The following is a 14,355-nucleotide window of genomic DNA, read 5'->3' on the forward strand; positions in this document are numbered from 1 at the left end:
GTTGTCCTAATCTAGTCCCCGCTCCCCCTCGTGTAAAGAGCGCATCCGCCGCTTGCGGCCACGCGGCGGCAGGACTAGGTTCCCGCTATGTCGACAGCACCAGAATTCATCTACAAGATCGCCACCGCATCGGCCTTTGCCCCGGCACGCCTTTCCGGGCAGTTCAATGGCATGCCCATCGATGCCCAGGATGGCTACATGCATTTTTCGACCGCTTTCCAGCTGGCCGAAACCTTGCGCCTCCATTTTGCCGGCCAGTCCGATCTGGTTCTTCTGGCGGTCCGCACGGATGATCTGGGCGCCGATGTTGTCTGGGAGCCCTCGCGCGGGGGTGAACTCTTTCCCCATTATTACGGCGGTCCGCTCGCGCTCGCCTCCATCGTCTGGGAGGCGCCGATCAGCGTCGCCGCCGATGGCTCCTGCACTCTGCCCGGTGATGTCAAATGATCCTGTCTGCCTTTGCTCCCCTCCTGCGTCTGCCGGGCGTCGCCAATCTCACCCGTGACTCGCTGCTGCGCATGGATGCCGAGACGGCCCATGGCGCCACGATCACCGCGCTGCGGCTGGGCCTCTCCCCGCAGCAGGACGGCATGGATGCGCCAGAGCTCGCAACGACGCTCGCCGGGCTCAATCTCAAGAATCCGGTCGGCATGGCGGCCGGCTTCGACAAGAACGCCGAAGTGCCGCGCCAGCTGGCGCTGCTCGGTTTTGGCATGGTCGAAATCGGCACGGTGACGCCGCGCCCGCAGGCGGGCAATGCCAAGCCGCGCCTCTTCCGCATCATGGCGGCCGATGGCGTCGTCAATCGCATGGGGTTTAACAACGAGGGTCATGAGGCCGCTTTCGAGCGCCTCAAGGGGCTGCGCGTACCAGCGGCGCTGGGCGTCAATATCGGGGCCAACAAGGACAGCGAGGATTTCGTCGCCGACTATGTGCTGGGCGTAAACCGCTTTGCCGATCTGGCAGATTATCTCACGGTCAATATCTCCTCGCCCAATACGCCGGGCCTGCGCAACCTCCAGGCCGATGAGGCGCTGCGGCGCCTCTTGGGCGAAGTGCTGGTGGCGCGCGCCAAGGCCAAGACGCGTGTGCCGGTGTTCCTCAAGATCGCGCCCGATCTCGATGAAGCCGGGCTCGATTCCATCGCCCGCGTCGTGCTCGACAGCGATCTGGACGGGCTCATCGTGTCGAACACCACGATTTCGCGCGATGCGGTGGTGGGGCTGGAAAACGCCAATGAAACAGGCGGGCTCTCGGGAAAGCCGCTGTTCGATCTTTCGACGCAAAAGCTGGCGCAGGTGCGCCAGCGCGTCGGCGGCCTGCCGATTATCGGGGTTGGCGGCATCCACTCGGCAGAGTCCGCACTCGCCAAATTCGAAGCAGGCGCCAACGCCATCCAGCTTTATTCGGCGCTGGTGTTTGGCGGGTTCGACCTGCTCGAGACCATCAAGAGCGGGCTGGTCTCCGCGGTGCGCGCAGAGGGCAAGACCAATATTTCCCAGCTCGTTGGGACCAAGGTCAGCGACTGGGCCTCAGGCCGGCCATAGGCTGACAACTCAGGCGGGCGAGAACAGGCTTTCTCGCCGCCGCTCCAGCGCCCGCCAGTAGATCAGCCCGCGGGCCATGAACCAGAGGTGGAGCGCCGCCCAGAGCCCCCAATTGCCGAGCATTGGCTGGAGAATGAGGGCGGCGGCGAGGAACACGACCAGCGAGACGATCATGCCATTGCGCATGATGACGTTCTGCGTGGTGCCGATGAGAATGCCGTCATAGACAAAGGCCGGCATGAAGACGAGCGTGCAGGCCGCCGCGATCGGCAGATAGGTCAGCGCATAGTCCTGGACCTCCGGGCTCGTGGTCATGAAGCCGATGACCCAGGGGCCGGCGAGATACCAGGCCAGACCCAACCCCAGCGCGATGACGAGGCCCCAGAGCATGGAGAGCCCATAGGCCCGGTCAAAGGCCGGCCGCCAGTTTGCGCCCACCGCCTTGCCGGTCAGTTGCTCAGCCGCCTGGGCGATGCCGTCGAGGAAGAAGGCCACCACCATGAGCAGGTTGAGCAGCACGGCATTGGCGGCCAGCGCCACCTCGCCCATGCGCGAGCCCTGCGCGGCAAACCAGGCATAGGCCCCCATCAGCGCCAGCGAGCGGATCATGATATCGCGGCTGAGCCCGAACATGCGGGTGACCGCAGCTGTGTCGCGCAGTTCGCCGGGGGCGATCTTGCGGAGCAAGGCAGGCAGGCCGCCATAGTGCCCGGCGAGCCGGACAAGGCCGGCAATGGCCGCCACGCCCTGGGCGATCACGGTGCCGAAGGCGGCGCCGGGCACGCCCCAGCCGAGGCCGTGGACGAACCAGATCGAGAGCGCAATGTCGATAAGATGCAGCAAGAGCTGCAGCATCATGCCGGTCTTGGCAGCAGCGCGCCCATAAAACCAGCCGAGCAGGGAATAATTGATGAGCGCAAAGGGTGCGGCCCAGATGCGCCAATAGAGATAATCGCCCAGTGCCGCTTCGACCCCGGCCTCTGGCGCAAGGAATTTCACGGCCACCCAGAGAATGGGCGTGGAGAGGAGGATCATGGCAATGCCGATGATGACGCCGATCACCAGCGCCCGGCTGACATGGAGGAGGCCATCGCGCGGGTCTTTGGCGCCGATTGCCTGAGCGACCAGCCCGGCCGTGCCGATGCGCAGGAAATAGGCCATCGAAAACAGCACGTCGAACACCAGCGCACCGAGCACCAGCCCGCCGAGCAGGGCGGCATCGCCCAGCCGCCCGATCACGGCGATATCGACAAGGCCGACCATGGGCTCAGTGATGAAGGCGATGGACGCGGGCAGGGCGATCTTCCACACATCGGCGGAGCGCACCTGAAACGGATGCTGGGGGCGGGCAGTCATGGCGGGACTCTAGGCGGGCGGACGCGGCTTTATAGCAAGGTTCTTGCGCAGACCGCTAGGGATGGCTCAGGGCCGAACGCCGCGGGCCTTACCCCTCCACCATCTGAAAAATCACATCCGCCCGATCCTTCGATCCGGCGACGAGATCGTAATTGGGCAGATCATTGCGGGCGATATGGGCGCGGTTGCGCTCTTCTGTGAAAAGGCCCTCTTCGCCGTGCCGCTTGAGCAGCCGGGCTTCCACCACGTCGCGTGGCACATCAAGGAACACCGCATAATCGAGCAGGGATTTTACCCCCGCCCAAGGCCCCTCGGTCAGCAGCAGATAATTACCCTCGACCACCAGCACCTTTGCCTCGGGCTGGACGGTAAAGGCGTTTTCGACGACGTCCTCGATTTTTCGGGAATAGCCCGGCCCGCTTACCGGCTCGGTGGCGTGTTTGAGGTGGTGCAAAAAGCTGACAAAGGCGGCGCCCTCAAAAGTGTGGGGGCCGCCCTTGTAGTCGGCCTGGCCCATGGCTTCGATTTTGGCGTGCTTCATGTGGAAGCCGTCCATCGGCACCAGCGCCGCGCTGCCGGGTTTGACCGCATTGAGCATGGCGACGATTTCAGCCGCCATGGTCGACTTGCCCGAGCCCGGCCCACCGGCAAGGCCGATGGCGATGCGCTCGCCACCGGCCGCGCTTTCCATCTCAAGGATATGTGGCACCAGTCGCGCCAAGGCTTCCTGCGGCGTCAGCGCGATGGTGTCGGCCATTACCGCCTCCGGCTGAGGCGCATCAGCAGCCACACCGGCACGACAATGGCGGCACCGGCCAGCACATAGGCGCCCATCTGCCGGAAGAGGCCCGCGCCATCGCGAATGGCTTCGCGCACCAGATCGATCGCCCCATTGACGAGGTCAACGGCGTTGAAGCCGAACACCGACATGACGAAGCCGACAAAGAGCGACACGAGGGCGAGTTTGACGACCACCCAGAACGGCCTGCCGCCCATTAGTTTTTCGAGCGGGGAACGCTCTTCGGGCCTGTAGTCTTCTGTCATCACGCCGCTCCGTTTGGCAGGGTCCGGTCCATCATATAGGCTGTTTGCGGCTTTTCGTTAGGTGCTCTGTGTCAGATTTCCGTGCAGGCTCATTCCCCACCCCAAGTTCCTTCCCCTTCAAGGGCGAGGCTCGATGGAGGTGAACTTGTCCGTCAACCTGCCCCCCATCATCGAAAACTGGTTCTCCTCCCGCGGCTGGGCGCCGCGTCAGCATCAGCTGGATGTGCTGGCTTCCTATCAGTCCGGCGCGGGCCAATTGCTGATTGCCCCCACTGGGGCGGGCAAGACGCTGGCCGGTTTCCTCCCCACGCTCACCGATCTCGTCGACGGCAATTTTGAGGGGCTGCACACGCTCTATCTCTCGCCGCTGAAGGCGCTGGCCGTCGACGTGGAGCGCAATCTTTCCACCCCCATCGCCGAAATGGGCCTGCCCATCCGCGTTGAGGCGCGCACCGGCGACACCCCTGCATCCAAACGCGCCCGCCAGCGCACGCGGCCTCCGCATGTGCTGCTGACCACGCCCGAGCAATTGGCGCTGCTGATTTCCCATCCCAAGGCCGAGCTGATGTTCGGCGCGCTCAAGCGCGTGGTGCTCGACGAACTCCACTCCCTTGTCGCCTCAAAGCGTGGCGATCTTCTAGCCCTCGGCCTCGCCCGGCTGGCGCGCATGGCGCCCGATCTGCGCATCACCGCGCTTTCGGCCACCATCGCCCAGCCCGAAATTCTCCGCGACTGGATCGCCGAGCCGCTGCCGCAGCGGCGCACCGATCTCCTCCACATGGTCGGCGGCGCGCGGCCGAAGCTGGCTATCCTTGAGACCGAGGAGCGCCTGCCCTGGGCCGGCCATTCGGCCATCTATGCCCACCATGAACTCTACGAGATCATCAAGCGCCACAAGACCACGCTGCTCTTCGTCAACACGCGCTCCCAGGCCGAAATGCTGTTCCAGGGTCTCTGGAACATCAATGACGACATGCTGCCCATTGCGCTCCATCACGGCTCGCTCTCGGTGGAGCAGCGCCGCAAGGTTGAGGCCGCGATGGCCTCGGGCAATTTGAAGGCCGTCGTCTGCACCTCGACCCTCGATCTCGGCATCGACTGGGGCGATGTCGATCTCGTCGTGCAGGTCGGCGCACCCAAAGGCTCCTCGCGCATGCTGCAGCGCATCGGCCGCGCCAATCACCGGCTCGATGATCCGTCAAAGGCGCTGCTCGTGCCCTCCAATCGCTTCGAAGTGCTCGAATGCGAGGCGGCCGTCGAGGCGGTGGCCGAGGGCCAGCAGGATAGCGAAGACCCCCTGCCCGGCGGCTATGACGTGCTCGCCCAGCATGTGCTGGGCATGGCCTGCGCCGAACCCTTTGCTGCCGACGATCTCTATGCCGAGGTGATCCGCGCCTGGCCCTATCGCGATCTCTCCCGCGAAAAATTCGACCGCATTCTCGATTTCGTCGCCACCGGGGGCTATGCCCTGCGCGCCTATGAGCGCTACGCAAAACTGCGCCAGACCGAGGACGGGCTCTGGCGCATCGCCCATCCGCAGGTGGCCCAGCAATACCGGCTCAATATCGGCACCATTGTCGAAGAGCCCATGGTCCGCGTCCGCCTCATCCGCAGCAAGGCCGAGAAACGCGGCCGCACCACCGGCCCGATCGGCGCGGGCGGACGGGTGCTGGGGGAAATGGAGGAATATTTCTTCGGCACCCTCACCCCCGGCGATACTTTTGTCTTTGGCGGCGAAATCGTCGCCTTCGAGGGCATGAAGGACAATGAGGCCTTCGTCTCCCGCGCTTTCGCCAAGGACCCGAAGATCCCGAGCTATATGGGCGGGCGCTTTCCGCTCTCGACCTATCTGGCCGAGCGCGTGCGCCGCATCATGGACAGCCCCTCCGAATGGCACAAACTGCCCGATCAGGTGGCCGACTGGCTGCGCCTCCAGCGCGATTTCTCCGTTCTGCCGCGCCGCGACAGCCTGCTCGTTGAAACCTTTGCGCGCGGGGCCAATCATTTCCTTGTCTGCTACCCCTTCGAGGGGCGGCTCGCGCATCAGACCCTGGGCATGCTGCTCACCCGTCGGCTTGAGCGCATGCGCGCCGGCCCGCTCGGCTTTGTCGCCTCCGAATATTCCCTCGCCATCTGGGGCGTCGGCGATCTCTCGGCCCTCATCCGCACCGGCAGGCTATCGCTCGATGAACTGTTCGACGAGGACATGCTGGGCGATGATCTGGAATCCTGGCTCGATGAATCGGCCCTGATGAAGCGCACCTTCCGCAATTGCGCCATCATCGCCGGCCTCATCGAGCGCCGTCACCCCGGCAAGGAAAAGACCGGTCGCCAGATCACCATGAGTTCGGATCTCATCTACGACGTGCTCTATCAGCACGAGCCCGACCATATCCTCATCGAAGCCACCCGCCGCGACGCCGCGCGGGGCCTCCTCGACATCGAACGCCTCGGCCAGATGCTCGCCCGCGTCCGCACCCACATCGTCCACAAACCCCTCGAACGCATCTCCCCACTCGCCGTGCCCATCCTGCTCGACATCGGCAAGGAGCCCATCTTCGGCGAAGCCCGCGAAAGCGCCATGGCCGAAGCGGCAGACGAGCTCCTGCGCGAATCCATGGGCGAGGTTTTTTGATTTTTTGGGATTTTTGGATTTTTGGTTCTGGGCTCCGATGCCCTCCCTCCCCCTTGTGGGGAGGGCAGCAAAGCTAGGCCGTCAGGCCGTAGCGGCGCTGGGTGGGGGAGATCGGGCATAAGAGTTCCCCCTCCCCAACCCTCCCCTCAAGGGGGAGGGTGTCTGCCGTGGTGGGGGAAGCATCGAGCTTTTTCCCCCGGCTCCATCACAACCCTCTCCAAACACGCGATCTCACCCTCCCCCTGGGGGGGGAGGGTAGGGAGGGGGGAGGCCACGAAAATTGCCCGAGCACACCCCCACCCAACCTCCCCCTGATAGGGGGAGGGGCAGGTCTGTGCGTGTGACGATACCGCGCCCATCCCCGATACGTCTGTGCCTTTGGGGAGAAAGTGCCTCCACCCTCCATGCGTCCCTCCCCCTATCAGGGGGAGGTTAGGTGGGGGTATCCCCCGCACCCTCCATCGTCATTGCCCGGCTTGTGTGGAGGATCTGTGCTTTAGTGGTGGCATCAGCCGGGTTGCGCATCCCGGCTGATGCAGTCAGGAGGCCGTTTTGTCCGGCTGGTTTGTCACAGCCGAGGACGAGCAAGGCCCTGTCTGCTCCCTTTGACCCCGAACGGTTGATCGGGCTGTTGCCCGCACCACAAGCCTGGGAGCAAGGTCATGATACACGACACCCTCTTCGTTGGCATCGACGTTTCCAAGACGCATCTGGACGTTCATACCCATCCCGCTGGCAAATCCTGGCGTTGCAGCACTGGACCGGAGGCGCTCGCCGAGCTGACGCAGCGCCTGGCCAGACTGGGGCCGTTGGCCATCGGGCTCGAAGCCTCGGGAGGCTATGAAGCCCGCGTGGCCGAGAGCCTGCATGCCGCTGGCCTTGAAGTGCATGTTCTAGCCCCGGCGCGGATCCGCAGTTACGCGCGGGGTATCGGCCAATTGGCCAAAACCGACAAGATCGATGCCGCTCTGATCGCGCGTTATCTGCAGGCCGTGCGCGCCAGCTTGACCCCTTATGTGTCTGATCCGATCCGACAAAGGCTGAGCGCGTTCACAGCCCATCGGCGGCGGATCGTTGCGGAAAAGAGCGGCCTTGTCAGTCAGCTCGATACCATCGACGAGCCGCTTGTGCGCAGCCTGATCGAGGAGCGTCTGGCGGCCATCGCCCTGGAGATCAAACGCATCGAAGCGGCCATCACTGCCCTTCTCGCCGACAATCGCCAGCTCCAGCAGCGCCAGGCGCGGCTGCGGCAGGTGACCGGCGTCGGTCCGGTTCTGGCGATCGCCTTACTGGCCGACATGCCCGAGCTCGGCAAGGTCTCCGCCAAGGTGGCCGCAGCACTCATCGGCGTTGCCCCTTATGCCCGCCAATCGGGCGCATCGGATCGCAACGGCCGCTGTCTTGGCGGACGAAAACATCTGCGCGATATCGCCTACATGGCCGTGCTCAGCGCCATCAAGGTGAAAGACCCCGTTCTCGGCGGCTTCTATCAAAGACTGCGCCTGCGCGGAAAACCCTTCAAACTCGCCATGATCGCAACGGTGAGAAAACTCATCACAATCCTCAACGCCATCGCCCGACAGGAACCGGCATTCCAACAGTGATGTCCACGGTTGCTTGTCCGGGCAATCCATCTCTTCGAAACTGGATCACCCGGACAAGCCGGGTGGTGACGACAGTCACGGTTTTGATGTCCCCTATTCCCCCTTCAACTCCCGCAACATCCCCTCGGCCGCCCTCAAACTCAGCGCGGCGATGGTCAGCGTCGGGTTGGCCGTGGCCGAGGTCGGAAACACCGACGAGCCGGCAATGTAGAGATTGTCGTGGTCGTGGCTGAGCAGGTCGGCGTTGACCACCGAGGTCGCCGGATCATCGCCCATGCGGCAGGTGCCGATGATGTGGCCCGAGCCATTGAAGTCGTGGTCGTGGTGGACGTTTTCGGTGCCCAGCGCGGCGAAGATTTCGTCATGCGCCTTGGCGGCGGCTTCAAGCCCGGCCTTGGCATAGTCATCAATGCTGTAGTGGATCTGGGGCAGGGGGACGCCGTAGCGGTCCTTTTCCGTGGGGTGCAGGGTGATGCGGTTTTCCGGATCGGGGAGCTGCTCCACCAGCGCGGCCATGCGCACATGGCGGGCCGCCTGATGCTTCAGCGCATTGTCCAGCTCGGCGCCGCGCAGCCCCTGGGCAATCAGCTCCTGGGCCGTGCTCAGCGGCGCACCTGTCGGCCAGCTGTGGCCGTCATTGCCGATCTCGATGCGGAAGGCACCGCGTTCGCCGCGGAAATCACCGACGCTGAGATTTTCAATGCCCGAGGTCGAGAGCGGGCCGCGATAGGGCCAGACCGGCTCGATGCTCTTGGCCCAGCTCAGCTGGCTGGGGTGGTCCATGAGATTGCGGCCCACCTGATCGGAGCTGTTGGCGACGCCATTGGGCGCGTGCTCACCGGCCGAGGCCAGGAGCAGGCGCGGCGTTTCCATCGCATGGGCGGCGATGACATAGAGTTTTCCGGTGGCGCGGCCTTTCGTGCCGTCGCGGCGGGTGAATTCCACGCCCGAAATTTTGCCGTCGGCGCCGGTCTCGACGCGAGTGACGGTGGTGGCGGAATGGAGCGTGGCGCCCTTGCTCACCGCGCGGTCGACATGGACGGTGGCGTCATATTTGGCCTGCACCGGGCAGACCGGAATGCAGCTGCCGCTGCCGCAACAGGCCGGGCGATCGTCGTGATCAACCGAGTTACGCGCCTGTGGGGTGGGCGACACCACATAGGGCGTGCCGGCCAGCTTCTCGGCAAATTTCTTGTCGAGATAGGTGAGCGGAATGGGCGACATGGGGAAATCGGTCGAGCGCGGGGCCGAGGGCGGCGAGCCCTCTGCGCCGGAGACGCCAAGCTCTTCTTCGGCGCGGGCATAATATGGCTCGAGCTCGTCATAGCTCAGTGGCCAGTCCTCGCCGCGCCCAAAAGTGCTCTTGAGGCGGAAATCCTCGGGCGACATGCGGATGGCGGTGCCCAGCCAGTGCCAGGTGGTGCCGCCCACGACTTTGACATAGGTGCTTTTGAACTTTGCCGGACCGATTTGCCGGTAATAATAGTCCATATCCCAGCTGAGGGGATGGTCGACATCCGGGCCGACCGGATAGGCCGATTCCGGCGTCTTGATCACGGCGGCATGGAAGGTGTCGACGGCGTCGAACCGGTCGACCGGATCGCCGGCCTCAAGAATGGCAACGCTGACGCCTTCGCCAGCCAGCTGGTCGGCAATCAGGGCCCCGGCCACACCGGAGCCGACAATGATCACGTCTGCAGTAATGTCGGTCATGGCTTATGCCTCCCCTTCGGGCGCATCTGCCCAATAGCCGGTTTCGCCGCCGCACCAGCCCATCGGTTTGGTGAAATCGAGCGCGTTCCACATCATGGCTTCGGGATAGGTGACGACCTCTTCGCCACTCGCGATCTCAGCGACGCCGGTGTACCAATTGCCCAGGATGCTGGATTCGAGGTCGCTAGCGGGGCTGCCGTCTCGCAGACCGGCCAGCGCATCGCCAAATCCGCGGGAGATCAGGGCGTTGAAATAGCCCTCTCCAAAGCCCGGAGAGAGGGACGAAGCCGGTGTGTCGAGCAGCCGGGCCGAGAGGGCCATGAAATCGTCGAGACTTGCGGAGGTTGCCGCACTCGCCCGTCCGCCCAGGACAAGCGCAAGCGCCGTTCCGCCAGTCCACGCCAGCAGTTGTCGCCGCGACAAGCCTCCCTGCGTTTCGTTCCTCATCCTGGCCTCCTTTGGAAATTATGACGAAAAGCATTAGGCGCGAGCGGTTTAAAACAGGTTGATCTGATCGGTCGCCTTTCCTTGCCCGCGACCATCGGGCCTCTTAAGAACAAATGGCGAATCTGCTAGAAGCGCAAACACTGCTCAAATCCACCCAGACAGGCGCGGGCGCGATTGAACTATTCGTTTCAGAGAGCCGAGATCACGGAGACACCGATCTTGCGCTTTGCCGGACATAATTTTGAACCCCTGGCCTCGGGCGGGCTCTATTGGCACGCGCGCCAGACGCTGCTGGTCGCCGATCTCCATTTCGAAAAGATGGCGAGCTTTGCCCGCAAGGGTCAGATGCTGCCGCCCTATGACACTGGCCAAACCCTCGCCCGGCTTGAAACCGATCTCAGGCGCACGCGGGCGCAGCGCCTTGTGTCACTGGGGGACAGTTTTCACCGCCCAGATGCTAGCAGTCTGCTAACCAATTCGGACCGGATGCGCCTCCAGGCGATCACGGAAACGCTCGATTGCGTCTGGCTGTCGGGCAATCACGATCCTCATCCGCACGACATTGGCGGGGTCTGCCTCCCCGAACTGGAACTCGATGGTCTCACCCTCACCCATGAGCCGCAAAAGGGCGCCAAGGGTTTGATTTCAGGCCATCTTCACCCTGCCGCGCGGCTTCTGATCAACGGCCGCACAACGCGGAAACCCTGCTTTGTGCATGACAACAGGCTGATGATCCTGCCCGCTTATGGCACGTCCACCGGGGCGCTCAATATCTTGGCCCCGGCCTTTGCGGGCCTGTTAAACTGGCCCGCGCTCGAAGTGACCATGCTGGGGAGAGAGCGCACCTATCCGGTATCGCCGCGTCGCCTGATTGCAGGGTAAGCGGGATAAGTCCGCCAAGCGCCTTCAGCGCCTGAATAAAACGCCGCCGAGCCAGCCGGTGAACAGCGCGAGAATGACGCAGCAGATGCCATAAAGCAGCGGATATTGCGTCGCCGATTGCGCCAGGAACCGCTCAAACCCGATCTTGCGCACGGCAAAGCCCTCGGACTTGCGGGCGATGATCTCGCCGTTCTTGAACACGTAGGTCTGGGCGATATAGGGGCCCGGCGGGGCATTGCTGGGCAGGATCAGCTGGGCCGAATAAAATGTGTCCGACAGGAAGTTAACGCCGTTTTCCTGCACCCCGAAGAGTTTCTCCTGCGTCATCAGGCGGATCAGTTCTCGCCCGAACACCAGGGTCTTCCACCATCCCGCCGCATTGGGCGCGATGACATGGGCCTCGGGCAGGATGAAATTGGCATTGAGGGTCGCCACATCGGAAACTTCGCGCAGCCGCCCGCTCGAAAGCACGTGGAAGTAGCTGGGAAACCTCGGAAAAACCACTTCGTCGGTGTTGAGCCAGATGCCGAAATTATGGGTCATTTCACGCGCCACCCGGTCCTGGGTGGGGCCGAGAATAACGACGATGACGTGGAACGGTCCATCGACAAAGCGCTGACCCGAACCGGCCTCCGGCGCGATATTGCCGAAGAAGGTCATGCGCTCACCATCAAAGCTGGAGGTGATTTCGATGGTTTCGTTCGAGAGGGTCGAGACCAGCCGAGCGTTCTGCGCATGGGCGGGCGCAAGGAAGGTGAGTAAAATCCCAATGAAAACAAGGAGCCTGCTCATCGCATGGCGCCCGATACGGCCATGGAGAAGACGTCTGATGGCGTGAGGACCAGCGACAAGCCGAAGCGGATGGCGACGGCCAGGACGAGGAGGGCAAGCAGGCCCCGCAGTTGCTCCCCGCGCAGGTGCTTTCCGGCGGCTGCGCCAAACTGGGCGCCCGCCGTCCCGCCCACCATCAGGCAAAAAGCGAGAAGAATATCAACGCTCTGGCTCTGGACGGCATGGAGGATGGTCGTTGCTGCCATCATCGCCACGACCTGTGCCAGCGAAGTGCCGATCACCACATTTCCGGGCACACGGAGGAGATAAACCAGCGCCGGGACCATGATGAAACCGCCGCCAATGCCAAGGAGCGAGCCGACAAAGCCGATGAAGAGGCCAATGGCGAGGACCGGCAGGACGGAAATATAGAGCCGGCTCTTCTTGAACCGGACCCGCCAAGGCAGGCCATGGATCCAGCTGTGCTGGTGCGGCATGCGCTCGCGCACAACGATGCCCTGACGCTGCTTGAGGATGGCGCGCACCGCCTCCTGCAGCATCAATATGCCGACAAAACCCAGCAAAATCAGGAAGCCGAGGGCGATGACGAGATCGAGTTGGCCAGCCTGGCGGAGCAGGGAAAAGGCCGCGACGCCGCCAAATGCCCCCAGAATACCGGAGAGCACCAGATACATGGCAAGGTGGAGATCAATGCCGCCACGCCGATAATGGCTGAGCGCGCCCGAGGTCGAGGCAGCCACCACCTGGCCGGTAACCGAGGCGACGGCCACCGATGTCGGCACGCCGGAGAAAATCAGGAGCGGGGTGAGAAGGAAGCCGCCGCCGACGCCGAACAGCCCAGACAAAAAGCCAACCGCCCCTCCGATCCCCACGAGAAAGAAGAGGTTCACGGAAAGCTCGGCGATCGGCAGATAGACCTGCAAGACCCTGGGTCCCGTATAGAATAGGCGAACTGGGCCTATTCTAGCGACGAGACTGTCAACAAGAGGTCAAGATTGGCACCTGGCGCCTGATACGGGCGGCTCGAGCGAGATCAATTCTGCGTCGGGGTCGCCATCAATTCCCAGATATTGCCCTCGGTGTCCTCGAAATAGGCCGAATAGCCCCATTCCGATTCCGTGCCGGGAGTAATGATGCTGCCGCCAGCGATGAGGACGCGCTCAAGAATGGCGTCGACTGCCTCGGGCGATTCGGCGCGATGGCTGAGAACGAAGCCCGGCGTGCCCTCAAGCGCTTCCGGCTTACCCGCCGTCTGGGCAATCTGCTCGCGCGGGAACAGAACGAAGGAAAAATCCTCGTCGAAGAAGAAGGCAACATGGTCTTCGCCAGCGCCGATCTGTTCGTCGGAGATCTCGAACAGGGCACGGTAAAAGACAAAGGCGCGTTCGAGTTCATCGACGCCGATGGTGATGATGGAAATCTTGGGCTTCATGGCCACCTCTTGCTGCTGGCCACGCGCGGCGGCAAATCGCTCAACTGACGGACAGGCTAGGACTTTTCGCCGCCGGTCGCAAACAGGGCTTCAAACTGGCCATCCTCGATGCGGGATGCGGCGATCACCGCCTGGGTGCGGCTGTCGACGTCGAGCTTCTGCAGAATCGCCGAAACATGGGCCTTCACGGTGGCTTCGGAAATTGTCAGCTCAAAGGCGATTTGCTTGTTCATAAGTCCGTCGCTGAGCATCATCAGCACGCGAACCTGCTGCGGAGTGAGGGTGGCAAGACGCTTCATCAGCGCCGATTGCTCGTCTTCGGCGCCCAGTGTCGTACCCTTGGGAACGAACACTTCGCCGGCCAGAACCGTTTCGATAGCGCGGCGGATTTCGGTCGGGCCTTCGGATTTATGGAGATAGCCGGAGGCGCCAAGCTCGAAAGCGCGGCGGATGACGGTGGCGTCTTCCACGGCCGAAATGATCATCACCGGAATGTCGGGGTATTGGGCGCGCAGCAGCAGGAGGCCCGAAAAGCCCCGTACGCCGGGCATGTTGAGATCGAGCAGCACGAGATCGCAATCGCGTTCGGCGTCCAGTGAAGCACTGAGGTTGGCGAGATCCCCGGCTTCCTCCACATTGACTGTCGCGTCGCCCACGGCAAGGGTCTGGCGCAGGGCAGCCCGGAACAGCGGGTGGTCATCCACGATGATGATACGTCGACGTGTCATGAGCCTCATACTCTCCAAAAAACACCAGACCGCACGAAAATCACTGATTCACGGCCAGCGCACTTGCATATTGCGGCAATCCTTAACGGGTTCTTTACCATGTTTTCTCAAGAGTGGCCGCTAGACCTTCGTGATGCATCGCGAGGGAGATGTCTAGATTTGACAGGGACTGAAC

The 14,355-nt window shown here is 63.1% G+C and carries 14 protein-coding genes; 5 read left to right on the top strand and 9 right to left on the bottom strand.

All coding sequences use genetic code 11. The features are described from left to right. The first annotated feature begins 87 nt into the window (after positions 1-87). Positions 88-447, top strand: coding sequence for a DUF952 domain-containing protein (locus NYQ88_RS03495; RefSeq protein WP_275653588.1), 360 nt, complete (start codon positions 88-90; stop codon positions 445-447). Next, on the top strand, positions 444-1,547 hold the full coding sequence (locus tag NYQ88_RS03500) for a quinone-dependent dihydroorotate dehydrogenase (RefSeq protein WP_275653589.1): 1,104 nt from the start codon (positions 444-446) through the stop codon (positions 1,545-1,547). The genes NYQ88_RS03495 and NYQ88_RS03500 overlap by 4 nt, the downstream gene beginning before the upstream one ends. A gap of 9 nt (positions 1,548-1,556) precedes the next feature. Here the strand turns inward: NYQ88_RS03500 and NYQ88_RS03505 are convergent, their stop codons facing one another. From NYQ88_RS03505 to NYQ88_RS03515, 3 genes are all read right to left on the bottom strand, one after another. After that, positions 1,557-2,903: an MATE family efflux transporter gene (locus tag NYQ88_RS03505; protein ID WP_275653590.1), complete on the bottom strand. Its 1,347-nt coding sequence runs from the start codon at positions 2,901-2,903 to the stop codon at positions 1,557-1,559. Positions 2,904-2,991: 88 nt separating this feature from the next. Further along, complete coding sequence (locus NYQ88_RS03510) at positions 2,992-3,660, bottom strand: nucleoside/nucleotide kinase family protein (protein WP_275653591.1); 669 nt, start codon at positions 3,658-3,660, stop codon at positions 2,992-2,994. Further along, positions 3,660-3,947: a DUF6460 domain-containing protein gene (locus NYQ88_RS03515; protein WP_275653592.1), complete on the bottom strand. Its 288-nt coding sequence runs from the start codon at positions 3,945-3,947 to the stop codon at positions 3,660-3,662. The genes NYQ88_RS03510 and NYQ88_RS03515 overlap by 1 nt, the downstream gene beginning before the upstream one ends. A 145-nt stretch (positions 3,948-4,092) precedes the next feature. On the opposite strand from NYQ88_RS03515, the gene NYQ88_RS03520 reads away from it, so the two are divergent. Together NYQ88_RS03520 and NYQ88_RS03525 are read left to right on the top strand one after the other, a co-directional pair. After that, positions 4,093-6,582, top strand: a complete 2,490-nt coding sequence (locus tag NYQ88_RS03520; protein ID WP_275653593.1) for a ligase-associated DNA damage response DEXH box helicase — start codon at positions 4,093-4,095, stop codon at positions 6,580-6,582. A 662-nt stretch (positions 6,583-7,244) separates the two neighbouring features. After that, positions 7,245-8,186 (top strand): IS110 family transposase, encoded by a 942-nt coding sequence (locus NYQ88_RS03525; protein ID WP_275651579.1) that lies wholly within the window; start codon positions 7,245-7,247, stop codon positions 8,184-8,186. 93 nt (positions 8,187-8,279) lie between these two features. On the opposite strand, the gene NYQ88_RS03530 is transcribed toward NYQ88_RS03525, so the two are convergent. Together NYQ88_RS03530 and NYQ88_RS03535 are read right to left on the bottom strand one after the other, a co-directional pair. Beyond that, the gene (locus NYQ88_RS03530; RefSeq protein WP_275653594.1) at positions 8,280-9,899 is read right to left on the bottom strand and encodes a GMC family oxidoreductase; all 1,620 of its coding nucleotides are present in this window, start codon (positions 9,897-9,899) and stop codon (positions 8,280-8,282) included. Between the two features lie 3 nt (positions 9,900-9,902). Next, on the bottom strand, positions 9,903-10,346 hold the full coding sequence (locus tag NYQ88_RS03535) for a sugar dehydrogenase complex small subunit (RefSeq protein ID WP_275653595.1): 444 nt from the start codon (positions 10,344-10,346) through the stop codon (positions 9,903-9,905). A gap of 174 nt (positions 10,347-10,520) precedes the next feature. Between NYQ88_RS03535 and pdeM the strand changes: the two genes are divergently transcribed. Beyond that, complete coding sequence (gene pdeM, locus NYQ88_RS03540; RefSeq protein WP_275653596.1) at positions 10,521-11,228, top strand: ligase-associated DNA damage response endonuclease PdeM; 708 nt, start codon at positions 10,521-10,523, stop codon at positions 11,226-11,228. Between the two features lie 24 nt (positions 11,229-11,252). Here the strand turns inward: pdeM and NYQ88_RS03545 are convergent, their stop codons facing one another. The 4 genes from NYQ88_RS03545 to NYQ88_RS03560 form a co-directional block, all read right to left on the bottom strand. Further along, a complete protein-coding gene (locus NYQ88_RS03545; RefSeq protein WP_275653597.1) occupies positions 11,253-12,020 on the bottom strand; it encodes a TIGR02186 family protein in 768 nt (255 codons plus the stop codon). Further along, positions 12,017-12,943 (bottom strand): sulfite exporter TauE/SafE family protein, encoded by a 927-nt coding sequence (locus NYQ88_RS03550; RefSeq protein ID WP_275653598.1) that lies wholly within the window; start codon positions 12,941-12,943, stop codon positions 12,017-12,019. Before NYQ88_RS03550 ends, NYQ88_RS03545 begins: the two co-directional genes overlap by 4 nt. A gap of 110 nt (positions 12,944-13,053) precedes the next feature. Next, positions 13,054-13,452 carry a VOC family protein gene (locus NYQ88_RS03555; RefSeq protein WP_275653599.1) on the bottom strand — a complete coding sequence of 133 codons (399 nt, stop codon included), beginning with the start codon at positions 13,450-13,452 and terminating at the stop codon, positions 13,054-13,056. A gap of 56 nt (positions 13,453-13,508) precedes the next feature. Beyond that, positions 13,509-14,189: a response regulator transcription factor gene (locus NYQ88_RS03560; RefSeq protein ID WP_275653600.1), complete on the bottom strand. Its 681-nt coding sequence runs from the start codon at positions 14,187-14,189 to the stop codon at positions 13,509-13,511. Positions 14,190-14,355: the final 166 nt, after the last annotated feature.

It is taken from the genome of Devosia sp. SD17-2 (assembly GCF_029201565.1).
In the GTDB taxonomy this organism is placed as follows: Bacteria; Pseudomonadota; Alphaproteobacteria; order Rhizobiales; family Devosiaceae; genus Devosia.

Coding starts and splice junctions, on each gene's coding strand:
- NYQ88_RS03495 (WP_275653588.1), top strand. CDS start 88: ATGTCGACAGCACCAGAATTCATCTACAAGATCGCCACCGCATCGGCC.
- NYQ88_RS03500 (WP_275653589.1), top strand. CDS start 444: ATGATCCTGTCTGCCTTTGCTCCCCTCCTGCGTCTGCCGGGCGTCGCC.
- NYQ88_RS03505 (WP_275653590.1), bottom strand. CDS start 2,903: ATGACTGCCCGCCCCCAGCATCCGTTTCAGGTGCGCTCCGCCGATGTG.
- NYQ88_RS03510 (WP_275653591.1), bottom strand. CDS start 3,660: ATGGCCGACACCATCGCGCTGACGCCGCAGGAAGCCTTGGCGCGACTG.
- NYQ88_RS03515 (WP_275653592.1), bottom strand. CDS start 3,947: ATGACAGAAGACTACAGGCCCGAAGAGCGTTCCCCGCTCGAAAAACTA.
- NYQ88_RS03525 (WP_275651579.1), top strand. CDS start 7,245: ATGATACACGACACCCTCTTCGTTGGCATCGACGTTTCCAAGACGCAT.
- NYQ88_RS03530 (WP_275653594.1), bottom strand. CDS start 9,899: ATGACCGACATTACTGCAGACGTGATCATTGTCGGCTCCGGTGTGGCC.
- NYQ88_RS03535 (WP_275653595.1), bottom strand. CDS start 10,346: ATGAGGAACGAAACGCAGGGAGGCTTGTCGCGGCGACAACTGCTGGCG.
- NYQ88_RS03545 (WP_275653597.1), bottom strand. CDS start 12,020: ATGAGCAGGCTCCTTGTTTTCATTGGGATTTTACTCACCTTCCTTGCG.
- NYQ88_RS03555 (WP_275653599.1), bottom strand. CDS start 13,452: ATGAAGCCCAAGATTTCCATCATCACCATCGGCGTCGATGAACTCGAA.
- NYQ88_RS03560 (WP_275653600.1), bottom strand. CDS start 14,189: ATGAGGCTCATGACACGTCGACGTATCATCATCGTGGATGACCACCCG.